Source organism: Streptomyces sp. CWNU-52B, assembly GCF_047444975.1.
In the GTDB taxonomy this organism is placed as follows: domain Bacteria; phylum Actinomycetota; class Actinomycetes; order Streptomycetales; family Streptomycetaceae; genus Streptomyces.
The window spans coordinates 540,461-559,825 of sequence record NZ_JBLFJV010000050.1 but is presented as its reverse complement, the minus strand read 5'-3'; the positions used below and the strand labels follow the sequence as shown (position 1 = coordinate 559,825).

Here is a 19,365-nt window from a genome sequence, read left to right as displayed (position 1 = left end):
GAGCTGACCGGTACTAATAGGCCGAGGGCTTGTCCTCAGTTGCTCGCGTCCACTGTGTAGTTCCCAGACAACGAACGGTTGTGCTGGCTGAACAGTTCCACTAATCAATTGAATAGTGTGCTTGTTCGCTGCCCGTTCATAACTCTGCCTTTGGTGGAGTGTCTGAAAGGGTTTCGGTGGTCATAGCGTGAGGGAAACGCCCGGTTACATTTCGAACCCGGAAGCTAAGCCTTACAGCGCCGATGGTACTGCAGGGGGGACCCTGTGGGAGAGTAGGACGCCGCCGAACAATCTTTGGAGGACCTCTGGTCCCAGCGACTCGCTGGGACCAGAGGTCCTTTTTTGTTTTCCGAAGCGCGCCGAGTACCCGGCTGCGCGAGAATGACTTGCGGTACCGATGACAGGAGTCACCCATGTCCACCAACTCTCCCGACGAGCGACCGGAGCGCGACCAGCGACGCCGGGACAGTGGTGACCGCGGCGGCTACCGCGGGGGCCCGAGCCGCGACAACGACCGTGCCGGGGCCGGCCGACGGGACGACCGTCGTGATGACAACCGCGGCGGCGGCGACCGTGACCGCAGTGGTCCGCGTCGTGACGGTGACCGTCCGCCGTTCCGCCGCGACGACAACCGTGGCGCCGGCGCCGGCGACCGTGGTGGCTTCCGCAGGGATGACAACCGCGGCAGTGCCGGTGGTGACCGCGGTGGTTTCCGTGGGCGTGACGACCGTCGGGATGACAATCGCAGCGGTAGTGGTGGCAGTCGTCCGCCGTTCCGTCGTGACGAGCGGTCCGGTGGGCCCAGCCGTGATGATCGTGACCGGGGGAGTGCTCCTCGTCGCGACAACGACCGCGACCGTCCCGCCTTCCGCCGCGACGACAACCGTGGTGGCGGTGGTGACCGCGGTGGTTTCCGACGTGATGACAACCGTGGCAGTGGTGACCGTCCGCCCTTCCGCCGTGACGACGACCGCGGAGCCCCCCGCCGGGACAACGACCGCGACCGCCCCGCCTTCCGCCGCGACGACAACCGCGGCAGTGGCGGCGGTGACCGGGGCGGTTTCCGTGGGCGCGACGACCGTCGCGACGACAACCGAGGCGGTGGCGACCGTCCGGCGTTCCGCCGTGACGACGAGCGTGGTGCTCCCCGCCGGGACAACGACCGTCCGCCCTTCCGTCGCGACGACCGCGACCGTAGTGGTCCGCGTCGTGACGGTGACCGTCCGGCGTTCCGTCGTGACGACCGCCGTGATGACAATCGCAGCGGTAGTGGTGGCAGTCGTCCGCCGTTCCGTCGTGACGAGCGGTCGAGTGGGCCCAGCCGTGATGATCGTGACCGGGGGAGTGCTCCTCGTCGCGACAACGACCGTGACCGTCCCGCCTTCCGCCGTGACGACCGCCGTGATGACCGTCGTGACGACAGCCGCGGCAGTGCCGGTGGCGACCGTGGCGGTTTCCGCGGGCGGGACGACCGTCGTGATGACAACCGCGGCGGTGGCGAGCGTCCGCCCTTCCGCCGTGACGACGACCGCGGAGCCCCCCGCCGGGACAACGACCGTGACCGTCCCGCTTTCCGCCGTGACGACCGCCGTGATGACCGCCGTGACGACAGCCGCGGCAGCGCCGGCGGCGACCGTGGCGGTTTCCGCGGGCGGGACGACCGTCGTGGTGGCGGCGGTTTCCGTGGCGGGGACGACCGTGCCGGACGTGATGACCGTGGTGGCCGTGGGGGACCCCGCCGCGACGACAGCCGTGGCCGTCCCGGTGGCGACCGCGGTGGTTTCCGCGGGCGTGACGATCGCGGCGTCGGCGGCGGTGGCCGCTTCCGCGACGAGCGGGACCGCGACCGCGAGCCGATCAAGCGCCTGCCGATCCCTGACGACGTCACGGGCGAGGAGATCGACAAGGACGTGCGCCAGGAGCTCATGAGCCTGCCGAAGGGGCTGGCCGATGACGTCTCCAGGAACCTGGTGATGGTCGCCCGGCTCATCGACGAGGACCCCGAGGGCGCGTACGGCTACTCCAGGGTCGCGCTGCGGCTCGCATCACGGGTCGCCGCCGTACGGGAGGCAGCGGGCTTCGCCGCGTACGCGAACCAGAAGTACAGCGAGGCTCTCGCCGAGTTCCGGGCCGCGCGGCGCATGACGGGCAACGTGGACCTGTGGCCCGTGATGGCGGACTGCGAGCGTGGTCTGGGCCGCCCAGAGAGGGCCCTCGACATGGCCGGGGCCCCCGAGGTGCAGAAGCTCGACAAGGCCGGCCAGGTCGAGATGCGGCTCGTGGTCGCCGGTGCGCGGCGGGACATGGACCAGCTCGACGCTGCCATCGTCACCCTGCAGAGCCCCGAGCTGGCCTCCAACTCCGTACAGCCCTGGACCCCGCGTCTGCGGTACGCGTACGCCGACGCGCTGCTCGCCGCCGGGCGTGAGGGCGAGGCGCGCGAGTGGTTCGCCAAGGCCGTCGAGTCCGACAAGGACGGCAGCACGGACGCCTCCGACCGCCTCGCGGAGCTCGACGGAGTCGAGTTCGTGGACGCACTCGACGACGACGAGGACGAAACCGAGGACGAGAACGAGAACGAGCTCCAGGGCCACGACGAGCAGAAGCACGAAGACGACGACGATGAAGACCAGGATGACCAGGACGACGAGGACCGCGCTCCGGAGGCCGTGACGCCCGAGCCGACCGACAAGGTCGAGGACCCCGAGGCCTCGGCCGACAGCTCCAAGTAGAAGCATCGGCACCAGTACCACCAGTACCACCAGTACCACCAGCAGCACCACACGGGCGGGAATCCCTCACCAGGGGTCCCGCCCGTCTGCGTGGCCGGAGCGCGCCTCAGAGGCCGAGCGCTCGCAGTACCAGGCCCGACGCCGGCTTCGGGCCGAAGGACGTCGACTTGCGGGGCATCGTGACGCCCTGGCTCGCCAGGTCGCGTACGACCTCCTCGCGGACCGGGTGCATCAGGACGGCCGTGCCGCCGTCGCGCTCCGCCTTGGCGACCGTGGCGGCCGTGTCGTGGATGTACGTGATGTGTTCCGGGACGTCCGGAATCCGCCAGACATGGTCGAGGAGCGTGGCGTGCAGCACCGTGGCGTCGAGGGTGCGCCAGGCCTCCGGGCGGTCCGGCCGGATCGTACGCGTGAGGAGGCCGGGCGACGGGTCGTCCACGAGGTGGAAGCCGCCGTCGCCCGCAAGGAGGAAGGCGTTCCCGCCGGCGGACGCCGCGGAGAGCGCCGCCAGCGCCTTGGGCAGGGGCTCGTCGATACGGCGTACGCGGAAGGAGTCGCCCAGGGCCGCGACGGCGTCGGGCACCGGGAGGCGGTGCAGAAGGCGGTGGATGGCGCGGACGCGGAGCGGATGGCGCGCGGTGTCGACCAGGAGCACCAGGCCGAAGTCCCAGGGACTCGGCGACGGGTGCTCCGCGCGCACCTCCAGGTAGGTCGCCCAGCGGTGGTGGCCGTCCGCGATGAGCGCCTGGCGACCGGCCAGGTCCCCGTGGATCTCGGCGAGGTCGGCAGGATCGGTGACGGCCCACAGACGATGGCTGAAGCCGTCCTCCGTGGTGGTGGACAGCAGGGGAGGGCGGTCGGCGGTGCGGTCGATGACGGCCGTCGTGCCGGAGGGGGCGCCGTCGCGGTCGGTGTCGCCCCGGTAGGTCAGGAGCAGGGGTTCGAGGTTCGCGGAGGTGGCCCGCATCAGGTCCGCGCGGTCCGCGACGACGTGCGGCATGACGTCCTCGTGCGGCAGCACCACGCCCTGCGACGGCTCCGACAGACGCAGGGCCCCGATGACGCCCCGCTGGCACATGCCCTCGTCGTCCCGCTGCTCGTAGACGTACAGGCCCGGCTCGGCGTCGGTTCTCAGGACGCCCTCCGCCACCCAGCGGTGCAGGGTGTCCGCCGCCTGTTCGTTGCGGATGCCGGGGGTAGGGGCCTGCGGCAGGATCAGACGGACGATGTTGTGCGGGTCCGCCGATTCGAGGTGGTGCAGACCGTCGGGCCGTACGACCACGTCGTACGGCGGGGATGTGACGGCGGACAGGCTGCCGACCCGGTCGGGGTCGTAGCGCAGGCCCCGGAAAGGGGTGAGATCGAGGCCCGTGCGTGCCGGTACGTCCGCGGTACCTGCAGTGTTCATTGCTGCATCGTAAGTGTGTCGGTGGCATGAGAGATGATCGGGGAAAGGGATCGAACGAGGAGCGATGCGTAATGAGCCAGACCGCGAGGACGCGCCCCGAGGGCAGTGACCGGGCCCTGAGCGAGGCGTACGACACGGCGCTGCTCGACCTGGACGGGGTGGTGTACGCGGGAGGCAACGCGATCGCCCACGCGGTCGAGTCGCTCGGCGCGGCCCACACGGGCGGGATGCGCCTCGCGTACGTCACGAACAACGCCCTGCGGACGCCCGACACCGTCGCGGAGCACCTCACGGAGCTGGGCATACCGACCGAGGCGTCGGACGTCATCACCTCGGCACAGGCCGTGGCCCGGCTGATCAGCGAGCAGGTGCCCCAGGGTGCGCGCGTGCTGGTGATCGGCGGGGAGGGGCTGCGGGTCGCGCTGCGCGAGCGCGGTCTTGAGCCGGTCGAGTCCGCCGACGACGAACCGGTGGCGGTCGTGCAGGGGTTCGGCGGGCCCGACCTGCCGTGGAGCCGTCTCGCGGAGGCGTCCTACGCCGTCGCGCGCGGGGTGCCGTGGTTCGCGTCCAACACCGACCTGACGATCCCCAGCGCGCGCGGCATCGCTCCGGGCAACGGCGCGGCCGTGGAGGTCGTACGGATCGCCACGGGTGCCGAGCCGCAGGTGGCGGGCAAGCCGTTGCCGCCGATGCACCGCGAGACGATCCTGCGGACCGGGGCCGAGCGGCCGCTGGTCGTCGGCGACCGGCTCGACACGGACATCGAGGGCGCGTTCAACGGCGAGGTGGACTCGCTGCTCGTGCTGACCGGGGTGACCGACGGGGCGCAGCTCCTCGCCGCGCCGCCGCAGCACCGGCCGACCTATGTCGACGCCGATCTGCGGGGGATGCTGACCGGGCAGCCCGAGGTCGTCGAGGCGGGCGGCGGGTTCCGGTGCGGGGATTACACGGCCACGGCCGGCGCCGAGGAACTCGAACTGGACGGTGAGGGCGAGCCCATGGACGGGCTGCGGGCGCTGTGTGCCGCGGCCTGGACGGCGGCCGGGGACGCGGCGTGCGAGCTGGACGGGCGCAAGGCGCTGACCCGGCTGGGACTCTGAAGCTCGCCCGGAGAGGGCCGTGCGGGTCACGGCCTTCAGGGCTGCCACGGATCGAACCTGATTGCGAGGGTAGGCTAACCTAACCACGTGTTGGTCGACAGTCCCCCCGAACCGCGCGCGGAGACCGCCCCCGCGCCCCCGAACCGCCGGGCGATACGAGCCACAGGGCTCCTGGTGTCCCTCGCCGTGCTGGTGCTCGTCGCCCTGGCGAGCATCGCGATCGGCGCGAAAGAGCTGTCCCTGGCGCAGGTCTGGCACGGCCTGTTCGCGGACTCGGGCACGTACGGCGACGTCGTCGTGGGTGAGCGGCTGTCGCGTACGGTCCTCGGACTGCTCGTCGGCGCCGCGCTGGGCCTCGCCGGGGCCGTGCTCCAGGCGCTCACCCGCAACCCGCTCGCCGACCCCGGTCTGCTCGGCATCAACGCGGGCGCGTCCGCGGCGGTCGTCACGGCGATCACCTTCTTCGGTGTCACCTCGCTGAACGGCTATGTGTGGTTCGCCTTCGCGGGCGCGGCCGCCGTCGGGGCGCTGGTGTACTTCCTCGGCGGCAGCCGGGGCGCGACGCCGGTCCGGCTCGCCCTCGCAGGCACCGCCATCAGCGCCGCGCTCTACGGCTATCTCCAGGCCGTGATGATCATGGACGAGGCGGCGCTCGGCAAGATGCGCTTCTGGACGGTCGGCTCGCTGGCCTCGGCCACCAGCTCGATCATCTGGCAGGTGCTGCCGTTCCTCGCCGCCGGCACGGTCCTCGCGCTGGCCCTCGCCCGTCCGCTGAACGCCATGGCCATGGGCGACGACACCGCCCGCGCGCTGGGCGCGAATCTGAACCGGACCCGCGCGCTGTCCATGGCCGCCGCCACCGTGCTGTGCGGGGCCGCGACCGCCGCCTGCGGGCCGATCGTCTTCGTGGGGCTGATGGTCCCGCACGTCGTGCGCTCCTTCACCGGGCCCGACCTGCGCTGGATCCTGCCGTACGCCACCGTGCTGTCGCCGGTGCTGCTGCTCGGCGCCGACGTCGTCGGCCGGATGGTGGTACGGCCCGCGGAACTCCAGGTCGGCATCGTCACCGCGATCCTCGGTGGCCCGGTCTTCATCTTTCTCGTACGACGGCGGAGGACGGCACAGCTGTGAAGGTCCTACGCGAGCAGGCCGAGCCCGACAGGCACGAGACGGCAGGGAACGAGCGGGCAGGGAACGAGCAGGCCGGAGGAGAGCAGGCAGTCCCCGCGCGGGCCTTCCGCGGCCGCACGGTCCGTACCGGGGGCGGGCTGTCGGTCCGCGTCGACACCCGGGCGTTCACGGTCGTCGCCCTGCTCCTCGTGGCGGCGCTCACCGCGAGCGTCGTACTCATCGGCACCGGCGACTTCCCGATCCCCGCCGCAGACGTCCTCAGGACGCTGCTGGGCAACGGCGACGCGGGCCAGGAGTTCATCGTCGACGAACTGCGGCTGCCGCGGGTCCTGGTGGGGCTCCTGGTCGGCGCCTCGCTCGGGCTGGGCGGCGCGCTCTTCCAGACCATCTCCCGCAATCCGCTGGGCAGTCCGGACGTCCTCGGCCTCGGCCAGGGCTCGACGGCCGGCGCGCTCGTGATGATCGTGCTGTTCTCCGGGAGCGCCGCCCAGGTCACCGTCGGGGCGCTGGTCGGCGGCCTGGTGACCGGGTTCGCCATCTACGTGCTCGCCTGGAAGCGGGGCGTGCACGGATACCGTCTCGTCCTGGTCGGAATCGGTGTCTCCGCGATCGTCACGGCCGTCAACGGCTATCTGATCACCAAGGCCGACCTCGTCGACGCGGCCCGCGCCGTGGTCTGGATGACCGGCTCCCTCAACGGCCGGGACTGGGCCCAGGTCTGGCCGCTGCTCGGCCTGTGCGCCGTCCTCGTACCGCTGGTCCTCGGCAACGCGCGCGCCCTGCGGATGCTGGAGATGGGCGACGACGTGGCGTACGCGCTCGGCGTACGGGTGGAGCGGACGCGGCTGCTGCTGATGGCCGCCGCCGTGCTGCTCACCGCGTCCGCCACCGCCGCCGCGGGCCCGGTCGGCTTCGTCGCGCTCACCGCGCCGCAGCTCGCCCGGCGCCTCACCCGCTCGCCGGGGCCCAACCTGGTGGCGGCGATGTGCATGGGCGCCACCCTCCTGGTCGTCGCCGACTGGGCCTCACAGCGGGCCTTCGGAGCCGACCAACTGCCCGTCGGCGTGGTGACCGGGGTCCTCGGCGGTGTCTATCTGCTGTGGCTCCTGGTCACCGAGCGGAGAGCGGGCCGCATATGAACGCGGCGCATATGAACGCCGACGACCACGGCAGGACACGTACGGGCGCCGACGGCGGGCCGGACCAGAACAACCCGAGGAGCACCGTGAACCGCCTGTCCGCCGAGAACGTCACCCTCGCCTACGACCAGCGCGTCATCACCGAGCAACTGTCGGTCTCGATACCGGACAACTCCTTCACGGTGATCGTCGGCCCCAACGCCTGCGGCAAGTCCACCCTGCTGCGCGCGCTGTCCCGCATGCTGAAGCCGCAGCAGGGCCGGGTGCTCCTCGACGGCCAGGCCATCCAGTCGATGTCCGCGAAGAAGGTGGCGAGGACGCTCGGGCTGCTCCCGCAGTCGTCGATCGCGCCCGACGGGATCACGGTGGGCGACCTCGTGGGGCGTGGCCGCTATCCGCACCAGGGGCTGCTGCGCCAGTGGTCGACCGAGGACGAACGGGTCGTACGCGACTCCATGACCTCGACCGGGGTCGCCGAACTCGCCGACCGGTACGTCGACGAGCTGTCCGGCGGCCAGCGCCAGCGCGTGTGGATCGCCATGGCGCTCGCCCAGCAGACCCCGCTGCTGCTGCTCGACGAGCCCACCACCTTCCTGGACATCCAGCACCAGATCGACGTACTCGACCTGTGCGCCGAGCTGCACGAGGAGCAGGGCCGCACCCTGGTGGCCGTACTGCACGACCTCAACCACGCCGCCCGGTACGCCACGCATCTGATCGCCCTGCGCGAGGGGTCCGTGATCGCGGAGGGCGCCCCCGCGGACATCGTCACGGCCGAGCTGGTCGAGGAGGTCTTCGGGCTGCGCTGCCAGGTCATCGACGACCCGGAGACCGGTACGCCGCTGGTGGTGCCGGCGGCCAGGAAGGCTCGTACGGCCGCCGCGGCCGTGGGCGTCACCCAGGGCTGACCGGGGTCAGAGCAGTTTTCTGAGCCGGAGCAGGTCGCGCAGGCTCGCTTCGAGCTTGACCCGGCCCGCGCCCCACGCCTTGGCGAAGTTCAGCTCGCCGCCGACCATCGCGACCAGGTCGTCGCCGGTCATGGCGAGCCGGATCTGGGCCTTCTCGGGCGGCGGGCCCTCCACCGTGTCGAGCACCGTGATGCGGCTGTCCTGGAGACGGCCGACGAAGGTGACGTCGAGGTCGGTGACACGGCAGCTCAGTGAGCGGTCCAACGCGGCCGCGCTCCGTACGTCGCTGTTCGCGCCGGCCATGTTGTCCGAGAGCTTGTCGAGTGCGCTGCGGCACTCCTCAATCGTCGCCATCGTGATCGACGGTACCCCAGCGCTTCGCGGTAGCGTCGGGGCATGAGCGAGTCCATGACCGGCCAGGAGACCGAATTGCCCGGTCCGGGGCCCTACGGTGCGCGGGCGGGCGCTCCGGCCGGCCCCGGAGCCGCGCCGGATCCGTCGCCGTCCGCCGAACGCGTGACCGGACCCCCCGCCGATCCGCCCGCAGACCCCTCCGTAGATCCCTCCGCCGATCCGTCCCCGGGTCCGTCCGCCGGGTCCGAGTACGACCCGGCCGGCCCCGCCCCGCTGCACGTGCCGCGCACACCCACGGGCGACGCCGAGGTGGACGTCCTGCTCGACCGGCTGGCCGACGTGGACCACCTCGCCACGGACGGCCACATGGAGGTGTACGAGGATGTGCACCGGGGGCTGCGCGACGCCCTCACCGCCCTCGACACCCGACCGGGCCCCTCGGCGCCCCCCGCACAGCACAGCGACACCAGCCGCAAGCCGTACAGCGGCGACAACAGCAACAGCAGCTACAACAGCGGCTACAACAGCAACAGGAGCTGAACCGAACGTGGCAGGAGTGGCACGACGCCGCCTCGACGCCGAGCTGGTCCGGCGCAAACTCGCCCGCTCGCGCGAGCACGCGGGACAGCTGATCGCCGCCGGGCGGGTCACCGTCGGCAAGAACCTCGCGACCAAGCCCGCCACCCAGGTGGAGACCGCGGCCCCCATCCTGGTCGCCGACGACGACAACGACCCCGACTACGTCTCACGCGGCGGCCACAAGCTCGCCGGGGCACTGGAGGCCTTCGTACCGCTGGGCCTGGAGGTGCGGGGACGACGGGCCCTGGACGCCGGAGCCTCGACGGGCGGGTTCACCGATGTGCTGCTGCGCGCGGGCGCCGCGCGGGTCCTCGCGGTGGACGTCGGCTACGGGCAGTTGGCGTGGTCTCTGCGCAGCGATGAACGCGTCACCGTCAAGGACCGTACGAACGTACGCGAGTTGACGTTGGAAGCGATCGATGGGGAGCCGGTGGATCTTGTTGTCGGTGACTTGTCCTTCATCCCGCTCGGCCTGGTGCTGCCCGCCCTTGTGCGGTGCGCGAAACCCGGGGCCGACCTGGTGATGATGGTCAAGCCGCAGTTCGAGGTGGGCAGGGAACGGCTCGGGAGCGGCGGAGTCGTCCGCAGCCCCGAACTCCGGGCGGACGCCGTGCGCGGCGTGGCCCGGCAGGCGGGGGAACTGGGGCTCGGGGTGAAGGGCGTGACAGCCAGTCCGCTGCCCGGCCCCTCAGGGAATGTCGAGTACTTTCTGTGGCTGCGTGCCGGGGCACCCGCACTGGACCCGGCCGACGTCGATCGTGCAGTGGCGGAGGGGCCGCGTTGACTGAGACCCGATCTCGTACTGTTTTCCTGCTCGCCCACACCGGACGGCCCGCGGCCATCCGCAGTGCCGAGCTCGTCGTCGAGGGGCTCCTGCGCTCCGGACTCGGCGTACGTGTCCTGGAGGCGGAGGCGGCCGACCTGCCGCTGCCGCCGAGCGTGGAGCTCGTCAAGGAGGCGACACCGGAGTGCCTCGACGGATGTGAACTGCTGATCGTCCTCGGCGGTGACGGGACGCTGCTGCGCGGCGCCGAGTTCGCCCGCGCCTCCGGCGTACCGATGCTCGGCGTCAACCTCGGACGGGTCGGCTTCCTCGCGGAGGCCGAGCGCGACGACCTCGACAAGGTCGTCGACCGGGTGGTGACGAAGGCGTACGAGGTCGAGGAGCGCATGACCGTCGACGTCGTCGTGCACAGCAACGGCGATGTCGTGCACACGGACTGGGCGCTGAACGAGGCCGCCGTGCAGAAGGCGGGGGCCGAGAAACTCCTTGAGGTCGTGCTGGAGATCGACGGGCGGCCGGTGACCGGCTTCGGCTGTGACGGGATCGTCCTGTCGACCCCGACCGGATCCACGGCGTACGCCTTCTCCGCGGGCGGACCCGTGGTGTGGCCGGAGGTCGAGGCGCTGCTCATGGTGCCGATCAGCGCGCACGCCCTGTTCGCCAAGCCGCTGGTGACCTCACCGAACTCGGTCCTCGCGGTGGAGATCCTGCCGCACATCCCGCCCGGGGTGCTGTGGTGCGACGGCCGCCGCACGATCGAGCTGCCGCCCGGGGCCCGCGTGGAGGTCAGGCGCGGGGCCGTTCCGGTGCGGCTGGCCCGGCTGCACCACGCGTCGTTCACCGACCGGCTGGTCGCCAAGTTCGCGCTGCCGGTGGCCGGTTGGCGGGGCGCTCCGAACTGACGGGGCCCCGCCGGCGCCGCGGCCGTGCGGCACGGAGGGCCGCCCCGGGAGCGCGACTGCGGGCAGCGTGGATACCTGGACGTTTGTGCAGGGACTGGGGCGGCGTCGCGCCGGGTGGGGGAAACCTCGTATGGTCATGTCCGTGTTGGAGGAGATGCGGATACGGTCGCTCGGAGTCATCGACGACGCGGTTGTCGAGCTGTCGCCCGGCTTCACCGCGGTCACCGGTGAGACCGGCGCGGGCAAGACGATGGTGGTCACCAGCCTGGGCTTGTTGCTGGGCGGACGCGCCGACCCCGCCCTCGTGCGGATCGGGGCGAAGAACGCGGTCGTGGAGGGGCGGATCTCCGTCCCCGACGGCGCCCCGGCGATCCTGCGGGCCGAGGAGGCGGGCGCCGAACTCGACGACGGAACCCTGCTCATCAGCCGTACCGTCTCCGCCGAGGGCCGCTCGCGCGCGCACCTCGGCGGGCGGTCCGTGCCGGTGGGGCTGCTGGCCGAACTGGCCGACGACCTGGTGGCGGTGCACGGCCAGACCGACCAGCAGGGGCTGCTCAAGCTGTCCCGGCAGCGGCAGGCCCTCGACCGGTACGCGGGCGACGCGGTCGCCGTGCCGCTCGCCAAGTACGCGGGCGCGTACCGGCGGCTGCGCGCCATCTCCACCGAGCTGGAGGAGATCACCACCCGCGCCCGTGAGCGCGCCCAGGAAGCCGACATGCTGCGCTTCGGGCTCGACGAGATCGCCTCGGTGGAGCCCAGGGCGGGCGAGGACGTGGAGCTCGCGGCCGAGGCGGAGCGGCTCGGACACGCGGAGGCGCTCGCGTCGGCCGCCACCGTCGCGCACGCCGCCCTCGCGGGCAACCCGGAGGACCCGGAGGGCATCGACGCCACGACACTCGTTGCGGGCGCGCACCGGGCCCTGGAGGCCGTCCGGTCCCACGACGCGGACCTCGGCACGCTGGCGGGCCGCATCGGGGAGATCGGGATCCTGCTGGGCGACGTGGCGGGGGAGCTGGCGGGATACGCCGACGACCTCGACGCGGATCCGCTGCGGCTCGCCGCGGTCGAGGAGCGGCGCGCCGCGCTCACCGTGCTGATCCGCAAGTACGCGGAGCACGGCGAGGGCACGGCGGGTGTGCTGACCTACGCCGAGAAGGGCGCCGCGCGGCTCCTGGAGCTGGACGGCGACGACGACCGGATCGGTGAGCTCACCGCCGAGCGGGACGCGCTCCGGGCCGAACTGGGCGGACTGGCCCAGGCCCTGACGGACGCCCGTACGGAGGCCGCCTCGCGCTTCGCCGCCGCCGTGACCGCCGAGCTGGCCTCGCTGGCCATGCCGCACGCGCGCGTGTCGTTCGAGATCCGGCAGACCGAGGACCCCGAGGGCGTGGAGGTCGGCGGACGTCCGGTCTCGTACGGGCCCGCGGGTGTCGACGAGGTCGAACTGCTCCTCGCCCCGCACCCGGGGGCACCGCCGCGGCCCATCGCCAAGGGCGCGTCCGGCGGTGAGCTGTCGCGGGTCATGCTCGCGGTCGAGGTCGTCTTCGCCGGTACGGATCCCGTGCCCACGTATCTCTTCGACGAGGTCGACGCCGGTGTCGGCGGCAAGGCCGCCGTCGAGATCGGCCGGCGGCTCGCGCGGCTCGCCAAGGTCGCGCAGGTCGTCGTCGTCACCCACCTGCCCCAGGTGGCCGCCTTCGCCGACCGGCAGCTGCTGGTCGAGAAGACCAGCGACGGCTCGGTCACCCGCTCCGGCGTGAAGGTCCTGGAGGGCGAGGAGCGCATCCGCGAGCTCTCCCGGATGCTGGCCGGGCAGGAGGACTCGGAGGCGGCCCGCGCCCACGCCGAGGAACTCCTTGCGACGGCACGGGCGGACGGTTAGACCGGCTCCTGCGGCGTCCGCCCGCGGGAGGGGGCGGCCGCCCGTACGCGAAGGGCGTGAGAGGGCGCGAGAGGGCGTGAACAGGGGCTCGCCCGGGGCGACACCCGCCCCCGGCTGTCCTCGAACATCGTCCGGCCCTCGCTCGTACGAGTGATCGACCGCAGCCCGGCCGCAAGCCCGTCCGCGGTCCGGCGGCAACCCGTCCGCGGCTGCCCGCGGCGGCCCGTCTCCCGTCCGTACGCCCCGTCCCGCCGGCCCCTCGATGGTCGGCAACTCCGCCTCGTCCTGGCATCCTTAGGAGGAGGACGAGCGGTCCACCCCCATCGCCCGTTCCTTCGGTACTTTTCTTCGTGACCGACCGACGCCGAACCAGGAGCCCCGGCCACGTGACCCACGTGAGCAGCCACTCACCGCACGGACAGGCGCCGCTGCGCACTGTCCAGGTGCTCGGCGGCGGCAGCGCGGGCAGCAGCGCCCACGTCCGGTCGCTGAGCTCGGGACTCGTCGCGCGGGGCGTGCGGGTCACCGTGTGCGCCCCGACCGATATCGGTCACACATACGATTTCATCGGCGTCGGCGCCGATCACGTCCATGTGCCGCGGCGCAACGACCCGGTCTCGGTGGCCGCGCTGCGGGCGGCCTGCGCGGACGCCGACCTGGTCCACGCGCACGGGCTGCACGCCGCGTTGCGGGCCGCGCTCGCGCTCAGCGGACGGCGCGTCCCGCTCGTCGTGACCTGGCACACCCGCCCGTACGCCGAGGGCGCGCGGGCGCGTCTGCTGCGCGTGCTGGAGCGACGGGTGGCGAAGGCCGCGTCGGTGGTCCTCGGATCCACCTCCGACCTCGTGGACCGGGCCCGCAGCAGGGGCGCCCGGGACGCGCGGCTCGCCGCGGTCGCGCTGCCGGCCTGGCGCGGGACCGTCGCCGCGCGGGAGGACACCGACGGGCTGCGGCCCAAGGCGCGTGCCGAACTCGGCACCACCGACCGGCCGTTGCTGATGGCGGTCGGCTCCCTCGACCGGCACCGGGGGTACGACACGCTGCTGGACGCCACGCGCGCGTGGCGGCGCCTCGACCCCGTACCGCTGGTCGTGATCGCCGGGGAGGGGCCGCTGCGCGGCGAACTCCAGCGGCGCATCGAGGACGAGGGACTTCCGGTACGCCTCATCGGCCGGCGCGACGACATCGGGGAACTGCTATCGGCCGCCGACCTGGCCCTGCTGCCCGGCCGGCCCGCGTCGCGCTCCGTGCTCGCCCAGGAGGCCCTCCACGCGCGCGTGCCGCTCGTCGCGGCCGACGGCGGGGGTGTCCCCGAACTCGTCGGCGATGCGGCCGTGCTCGTCCCGCACGGTGACGCGGAGGCGCTCGCCGAGGCCGTCGCCGGCCTGCTCGCCGACCCCGGCCGGTGCGAGCGCCTCAAGGACAGGGGAACGCGCCAGGCGGCCACCTGGCCGACCGAGGACGAGACCGTGGCCCAGGTCCTCAGCGTGTACGACGAGCTGACCAGGCCGCTGCCGCTTCTCTAGACCCGCCCGTACCGGTCAGGCGGACGAGTCCGCCCCTGAAGCCCTGAAGCCCGCAAGCTCCGAAGGCAGGGGCGCCGGACCGCGCCCCTGCCTTCGGTACGGCTTCCGTCAGCCGCCGTATGCCCCCGACGCCGTCAGGCGCAGTGCCGTGTCGATCAGGGGGACGTGGCTGAACGCCTGCGGGAAGTTGCCCACCTGGCGCTGCAGACGCGAGTCCCACTCCTCCGCGAGGAGACCCAGGTCGTTGCGCAGGGCCAGCAGCTTCTCGAAGAGCTTGCGGGCCTCGTCCACCCGGCCGATCATCGCGAGGTCGTCCGCCATCCAGAACGAGCAGGCCAGGAACGCGCCCTCGTCGCCCGCCAGGCCGTCCACGCCCGCGTCGTCGCCCGAGGTGGGGTAGCGCAGGATGAAGCCGTCCGCGGTGGACAGCTCACGCTGGATCGCCTCGATCGTGCCGATCACGCGCTTGTCGTCCGGAGGCAGGAAGCCCATCTGCGGGATCAGCAGCAGCGAGGCGTCCAGCTCCTTGGAGCCGTACGACTGCGTGAACGTGTTGCGCTCCTTGTCGTAGCCCTTCTCGCACACGTCCCGGTGGATGTCGTCGCGCAGCTCGCGCCACTTCTCCAGCGGACCGTCCGCGTCCCCGGACTCGATGAGCTTGATCGTGCGGTCGACCGCGACCCAGGCCATCACCTTCGAGTGGACGAAGTGACGGCGCGGCCCGCGCACCTCCCAGATGCCCTCGTCGGGCTCGTCCCAGTGGTCCTCCAGGTAGCGGATCAGCTTGAGCTGGAGGAGCGAGGCGTAGTCGTTGCGGGCCAGGCCCGTCATGTGGGCCAGGTGCAGTGCCTCGGTCACCTCGCCGTACACGTCCAGCTGGAGCTGGTGCGCCGCGCCGTTGCCGACGCGTACGGGGCCGGAGTTCTCGTACCCCGGCAGCCAGTCGAGCTCCGCCTCGCCCAGTTCCCGCTCGCCCGCGATGCCGTACATGATCTGCAGGTTCTCGGGGTCGCCCGCGACGGCGCGCAGCAGCCATTCGCGCCAGGCGCGCGCCTCCTCGCGGTAGCCGGTACGCAGCAGCGACGACAGGGTGATCGCCGCGTCACGCAGCCACGTGTAGCGGTAGTCCCAGTTGCGGACCCCGCCGATCTCCTCCGGGAGGGAGGTCGTGGGGGCGGCGACGATGCCGCCCGTCGGCGCGTAGGTCAGCGCCTTCAGCGTGATCAGCGAACGGACCACGGCCTCGCGGTACGGACCGTGGTACGTACACTGCGCGACCCAGTCGTGCCAGAACTCCTCGGTGGCCTCCAGCGACTGCTCCGGCTCCGGGAGCGCGGGCGGCTGCTTGTGCGAGGGCTCCCAGGAGATGGTGAACGCGATCCGCTCACCCGGCGCGACCGTGAAGTCCGAGTACGTCGTCAGGGCCTTGCCGTAGGTCTCGCAGTCCGTGTCGAACCACACGGAGTCGGGCCCTGCGACGGCCACCGTGCGTCCCTCGTGCTTGTGGACCCACGGCACCACTCGCCCGTACGAGAACCGCATCCGCAGCGCGGAGCGCATCGGGACGCGTCCCGAGATGCCCTCGACGATCCGGATCAGCTGCGGAGCGCCGTCACGAGGGGGCATGAAATCGGTCACGCGGACCGTGCCGCGTGAGGTGTCCCACTCCGATTCGAGGATCAGCGAGTCGCCGCGGTAATGACGGCGGACCGCTCTCGGCGGTTCTGCGTCGGCGGCATGCGCGGGGCCCAGTCGCCAGAACCCGTGCTCCTCCGTGCCGAGCAGTCCGGCGAAGACGGCGTGGGAGTCGAAGCGGGGGAGGCACAGCCAGTCCACCGTGCCGTCCCTGCAGACCAGCGCGGCCGTCTGCATGTCTCCGATAAGTGCGTAGTCTTCGATGCGCCCGGCCACGTGCAACTCCAGTCGAACGGCCACGTCGCCCCCGAGGGGCGGTGCTCTTGCGGTCAAAGGATCATTGGTAAAGCGTCGTTGCGGAACGTCAGTTGTCGCGTGTCACGCAGGTCGATGGTGGTCGATAGTTGCAGTGATTGGCTTCGCGAGGCGAACTGACGAGCTCTTTGGTCCAGGAATACCGGCGGGGGTGGTGCCGTACGCCGGCCTGGCTCGGCAGCGAGTGTCCGAGCAGGATACGACGCACGATGATGTTCCGCGCGCCCCTCCCGACAACCCGACTGGGCCGAACGAGTGACCCCGACCATGGTGCGTGTCGGCCCGTGTGCGGAGCGTGGCCGGAAGCGACCTCGCCGCGTCGCTGATACCCTGGTAGCCCGTGGACCGGTGGACGCCCCAGCAGGAAAAGGGACCCCCGAACCGCAGCGACGGCACCTCCGGAAACCTCCGGGCCGGGCAGCCGTACCGCAACCGATACCGCGACCACGGGAGCCCCCTCTTGGCCATGCCGCCCGCTGCTTTCCGAAACAGCACAGCCACGACGACCAAGCACATCTTCGTCACCGGGGGTGTCGCCTCCTCCCTCGGCAAGGGTCTGACCGCCTCCAGCCTGGGCGCGCTGCTCAAGGCACGGGGTCTGCGGGTCACCATGCAGAAACTCGACCCGTACCTGAACGTCGACCCCGGCACGATGAACCCGTTCCAGCACGGTGAGGTGTTCGTCACCAACGACGGCGCCGAGACGGACCTGGACATCGGTCACTACGAGCGTTTCCTCGACGTCGACCTGGACGGCTCCGCCAACATCACCACCGGGCAGGTCTACTCCACGGTCATCGCCAAGGAGCGGCGCGGTGAGTACCTCGGTGACACCGTGCAGGTCATCCCGCACATCACGAACGAGATCAAGCACCGTATCCGCCGGATGGCCACCGACGACGTCGACGTCGTCATCACGGAGGTCGGCGGCACGGTCGGCGACATCGAGTCGCTGCCGTTCCTGGAGACCGTCCGCCAGGTCCGTCACGAGGTCGGCCGCGACAACGTGTTCGTCGTGCACATCTCGCTCCTCCCGTACATCGGCCCCTCCGGGGAGCTGAAGACGAAGCCCACCCAGCACTCGGTTGCGGCGCTGCGCAACATCGGCATCCAGCCGGACGCGATCGTGCTGCGCGCCGACCGCGAGGTGCCCACCGCGATCAAGCGGAAGATCTCGCTGATGTGCGACGTCGACGAGGCGGCCGTGGTCGCGGCGATCGACGCCAAGTCCATCTACGACATCCCCAAGGTCCTGCACACCGAGGGCCTCGACGCGTACGTGGTCCGCAAGCTGGACCTGCCGTTCCGTGATGTGGACTGGACGACCTGGGACGACCTGCTCGACCGCGTCCACAACCCGCTGCACGAGATCCACCTCGCGCTCGTCGGCAAGTACATCGACCTGCCCGACGCCTACCTCTCGGTCACCGAGGCGCTGCGCGCGGGCGGCTTCGCCAACAAGGCCCGGGTGAAGATCAAGTGGGTCACCTCGGACGACTGCAAGACCCCCGCGGGCGCCGCCCAGCAGCTCGGTGACGTGGACGCGATCTGCATCCCCGGCGGCTTCGGCGACCGCGGCGTGTCCGGCAAGGTCGGCGCCATCCAGTACGCCCGGGAGCACCGGATCCCGCTCCTCGGCCTCTGTCTGGGCCTGCAGTGCATCGTGATCGAGGCCGCGCGCAACCTCGCCGGCATCGAGGACGCCAACTCCACCGAGTTCGACTCCGCCACGGGGCACCCGGTCATCTCCACCATGGCCGAGCAGCTGGACATCGTCGCGGGCGACGGCGACATGGGCGGCACGATGCGCCTGGGCATGTACCCCGCCAAGCTCGCCGAGGACTCCATCGTGCGTGAGGTCTACGACGGCAAGGAGTACGTCGAGGAGCGGCACCGCCACCGCTACGAGGTGAACAACTCCTACCGCGCCGAGCTGGAGAAGAAGACCGGACTGCAGTTCTCCGGCACCTCCCCGGACGGCAAGCTCGTGGAGTACGTGGAGTACCCGCGCGACATCCACCCCTACCTGGTCGCGACCCAGGCGCACCCCGAGCTGCGTTCGCGTCCGACCCGGCCGCACCCGCTCTTCGCGGGCCTGGTCAAGGCGGCCGTCGCCCGGCAGCAGGAAGCGGGCGGCAGGACCGCCAAGTAGCAGGACCGCCAAGTAGTACGAGGGTTGTACGGTTGCCGGGGTACGTGCCTTTTGGGGTGCGTGCCCCGGTTTTCGCCCGGTGTGTTTCCGCCGGGCGGGTATCTCTGTGGTGTCTCTGTTTGTGGCACGGGTTCGTGCGTGTGGGAGGGCAAGTCGACATGACCATCAAGGACACCGCCGAGGAGTGGGAGGTCAGGGCGACCGTGACCCCGTTCGTCGGCAACAAGACCTCCGTGCGTACCGACGACGTGGTCATGCCCGACGGATCGGTCGCCCGCCGCGACTACCAGGTGCACCCCGGTTCGGTGGCCGTCCTCGCCCTCGACGACGACGGCCGCGTCCTGGTCATCCGTCAGTACCGGCACCCCGTGCGCCACAAGCTCTGGGAGATCCCGGCGGGGCTGCTCGACGTCCCGGGGGAGAACCCCCTGCACGCCGCGCAGCGTGAGCTGTACGAGGAGGCGCACGTCAAGGCCGAGGACTGGCGTGTGCTGACCGACGTGTTCACCACGCCCGGCGGCTGCGACGAGGCCGTCCGCGTCTTCCTCGCGCGCGGCCTCTCCGACGCCGAGGGGCAGCGCTTCGAGGTCGAGGACGAGGAGGCCGACATGGAGCTCTCCCGGGTCCCCGTCGACGAGCTCGTACGCGGTGTCCTGGCGGGCGAACTGCACAACAACTGCCTCGTCGTGGGCGTCCTCGCGCTGACCGCGGCCCGCGCGGGCGACGGTCTGGACGCCCTGCGCCCCGCCGACGCACCCTGGCCCGCACGTCCGTTCGAAGCATGAGTCGCTCCGGTGCGCACCGGGCGCGTCCCGGTG

Annotated in this window: 16 protein-coding genes and 1 rRNA gene; 14 read left to right on the top strand and 3 right to left on the bottom strand. The window is 71.6% G+C overall.

From position 1 onward, the window contains the following. The first annotated feature begins 172 nt into the window (after nt 1-172). The 3 genes from rrf to ACLVWQ_RS35295 all read left to right on the top strand — a co-directional run bounded on the left by rrf (nt 173) and on the right by ACLVWQ_RS35295 (nt 2,732). Nucleotides 173-289, top strand: a 5S ribosomal RNA gene (rrf, locus tag ACLVWQ_RS35305). A 260-nt stretch (nt 290-549) separates the two neighbouring features. After that, nucleotides 550-1,929: a hypothetical protein gene (locus ACLVWQ_RS35300; protein WP_414113321.1), complete on the top strand. Its 1,380-nt coding sequence runs from the start codon at nt 550-552 to the stop codon at nt 1,927-1,929. Then, complete coding sequence (locus ACLVWQ_RS35295; protein ID WP_414113320.1) at nt 1,911-2,732, top strand: hypothetical protein; 822 nt, start codon at nt 1,911-1,913, stop codon at nt 2,730-2,732. The genes ACLVWQ_RS35300 and ACLVWQ_RS35295 overlap by 19 nt, the downstream gene beginning before the upstream one ends. A 106-nt stretch (nt 2,733-2,838) precedes the next feature. Here ACLVWQ_RS35295 and ACLVWQ_RS35290 read toward each other — a convergent pair whose 3' ends face one another. Next, nucleotides 2,839-4,140 carry a DUF1015 domain-containing protein gene (locus ACLVWQ_RS35290; RefSeq protein ID WP_414113319.1) on the bottom strand — a complete coding sequence of 434 codons (1,302 nt, stop codon included), beginning with the start codon at nt 4,138-4,140 and terminating at the stop codon, nt 2,839-2,841. A 71-nt stretch (nt 4,141-4,211) separates the two neighbouring features. Between ACLVWQ_RS35290 and ACLVWQ_RS35285 the strand changes: the two genes are divergently transcribed. The 4 genes from ACLVWQ_RS35285 to ACLVWQ_RS35270 all read left to right on the top strand — a co-directional run bounded on the left by ACLVWQ_RS35285 (nt 4,212) and on the right by ACLVWQ_RS35270 (nt 8,418). Then, complete coding sequence (locus ACLVWQ_RS35285; RefSeq protein WP_414113318.1) at nt 4,212-5,240, top strand: HAD-IIA family hydrolase; 1,029 nt, start codon at nt 4,212-4,214, stop codon at nt 5,238-5,240. An 87-nt stretch (nt 5,241-5,327) separates the two neighbouring features. Further along, a complete protein-coding gene (locus ACLVWQ_RS35280) occupies nt 5,328-6,371 on the top strand; it encodes a FecCD family ABC transporter permease (RefSeq protein WP_414113317.1) in 1,044 nt (347 codons plus the stop codon). Nucleotides 6,372-6,508: 137 nt separating this feature from the next. Beyond that, complete coding sequence (locus tag ACLVWQ_RS35275; protein ID WP_414113354.1) at nt 6,509-7,510, top strand: FecCD family ABC transporter permease; 1,002 nt, start codon at nt 6,509-6,511, stop codon at nt 7,508-7,510. Nucleotides 7,511-7,521: 11 nt separating this feature from the next. Next, a complete protein-coding gene (locus tag ACLVWQ_RS35270) occupies nt 7,522-8,418 on the top strand; it encodes an ABC transporter ATP-binding protein (protein WP_414113353.1) in 897 nt (298 codons plus the stop codon). 6 nt (nt 8,419-8,424) lie between these two features. Here ACLVWQ_RS35270 and ACLVWQ_RS35265 read toward each other — a convergent pair whose 3' ends face one another. Next, complete coding sequence (locus ACLVWQ_RS35265; protein ID WP_414113316.1) at nt 8,425-8,772, bottom strand: SCP2 sterol-binding domain-containing protein; 348 nt, start codon at nt 8,770-8,772, stop codon at nt 8,425-8,427. A 54-nt stretch (nt 8,773-8,826) separates the two neighbouring features. On the opposite strand from ACLVWQ_RS35265, the gene ACLVWQ_RS35260 reads away from it, so the two are divergent. The 5 genes from ACLVWQ_RS35260 to ACLVWQ_RS35240 all read left to right on the top strand — a co-directional run bounded on the left by ACLVWQ_RS35260 (nt 8,827) and on the right by ACLVWQ_RS35240 (nt 14,445). Beyond that, nucleotides 8,827-9,312: a hypothetical protein gene (locus tag ACLVWQ_RS35260; RefSeq protein WP_414113352.1), complete on the top strand. Its 486-nt coding sequence runs from the start codon at nt 8,827-8,829 to the stop codon at nt 9,310-9,312. Nucleotides 9,313-9,319: 7 nt separating this feature from the next. Next, the gene (locus ACLVWQ_RS35255; RefSeq protein ID WP_414113315.1) at nt 9,320-10,135 is read left to right on the top strand and encodes a TlyA family RNA methyltransferase; all 816 of its coding nucleotides are present in this window, start codon (nt 9,320-9,322) and stop codon (nt 10,133-10,135) included. After that, nucleotides 10,132-11,037 (top strand): NAD kinase, encoded by a 906-nt coding sequence (locus tag ACLVWQ_RS35250; RefSeq protein ID WP_414113314.1) that lies wholly within the window; start codon nt 10,132-10,134, stop codon nt 11,035-11,037. The genes ACLVWQ_RS35255 and ACLVWQ_RS35250 overlap by 4 nt, the downstream gene beginning before the upstream one ends. A gap of 130 nt (nt 11,038-11,167) precedes the next feature. After that, nucleotides 11,168-12,919, top strand: coding sequence for a DNA repair protein RecN (recN, locus tag ACLVWQ_RS35245; protein ID WP_414113313.1), 1,752 nt, complete (start codon nt 11,168-11,170; stop codon nt 12,917-12,919). A gap of 386 nt (nt 12,920-13,305) precedes the next feature. Then, complete coding sequence (locus ACLVWQ_RS35240) at nt 13,306-14,445, top strand: glycosyltransferase family 4 protein (protein ID WP_414113312.1); 1,140 nt, start codon at nt 13,306-13,308, stop codon at nt 14,443-14,445. A 108-nt stretch (nt 14,446-14,553) separates the two neighbouring features. Here ACLVWQ_RS35240 and ACLVWQ_RS35235 read toward each other — a convergent pair whose 3' ends face one another. Beyond that, nucleotides 14,554-16,356, bottom strand: a complete 1,803-nt coding sequence (locus ACLVWQ_RS35235; RefSeq protein WP_414113351.1) for a glycoside hydrolase family 15 protein — start codon at nt 16,354-16,356, stop codon at nt 14,554-14,556. Between the two features lie 505 nt (nt 16,357-16,861). On the opposite strand from ACLVWQ_RS35235, the gene ACLVWQ_RS35230 reads away from it, so the two are divergent. Together ACLVWQ_RS35230 and ACLVWQ_RS35225 are read left to right on the top strand one after the other, a co-directional pair. Next, nucleotides 16,862-18,547, top strand: coding sequence for a CTP synthase (locus tag ACLVWQ_RS35230; RefSeq protein ID WP_414113311.1), 1,686 nt, complete (start codon nt 16,862-16,864; stop codon nt 18,545-18,547). 158 nt (nt 18,548-18,705) lie between these two features. After that, the gene (locus ACLVWQ_RS35225; protein ID WP_414113310.1) at nt 18,706-19,332 is read left to right on the top strand and encodes an NUDIX domain-containing protein; all 627 of its coding nucleotides are present in this window, start codon (nt 18,706-18,708) and stop codon (nt 19,330-19,332) included. Nucleotides 19,333-19,365 lie beyond the last annotated feature (33 nt).

Coding starts and splice junctions, on each gene's coding strand:
- ACLVWQ_RS35300 (WP_414113321.1), top strand. CDS start 550: ATGACAACCGCGGCGGCGGCGACCGTGACCGCAGTGGTCCGCGTCGTG.
- ACLVWQ_RS35290 (WP_414113319.1), bottom strand. CDS start 4,140: ATGAACACTGCAGGTACCGCGGACGTACCGGCACGCACGGGCCTCGAT.
- ACLVWQ_RS35285 (WP_414113318.1), top strand. CDS start 4,212: ATGAGCCAGACCGCGAGGACGCGCCCCGAGGGCAGTGACCGGGCCCTG.
- ACLVWQ_RS35270 (WP_414113353.1), top strand. CDS start 7,522: ATGAACGCCGACGACCACGGCAGGACACGTACGGGCGCCGACGGCGGG.
- ACLVWQ_RS35265 (WP_414113316.1), bottom strand. CDS start 8,772: ATGGCGACGATTGAGGAGTGCCGCAGCGCACTCGACAAGCTCTCGGAC.
- ACLVWQ_RS35260 (WP_414113352.1), top strand. CDS start 8,827: ATGACCGGCCAGGAGACCGAATTGCCCGGTCCGGGGCCCTACGGTGCG.
- recN (WP_414113313.1), top strand. CDS start 11,168: ATGGTCATGTCCGTGTTGGAGGAGATGCGGATACGGTCGCTCGGAGTC.
- ACLVWQ_RS35230 (WP_414113311.1), top strand. CDS start 16,862: ATGCCGCCCGCTGCTTTCCGAAACAGCACAGCCACGACGACCAAGCAC.
- ACLVWQ_RS35225 (WP_414113310.1), top strand. CDS start 18,706: ATGACCATCAAGGACACCGCCGAGGAGTGGGAGGTCAGGGCGACCGTG.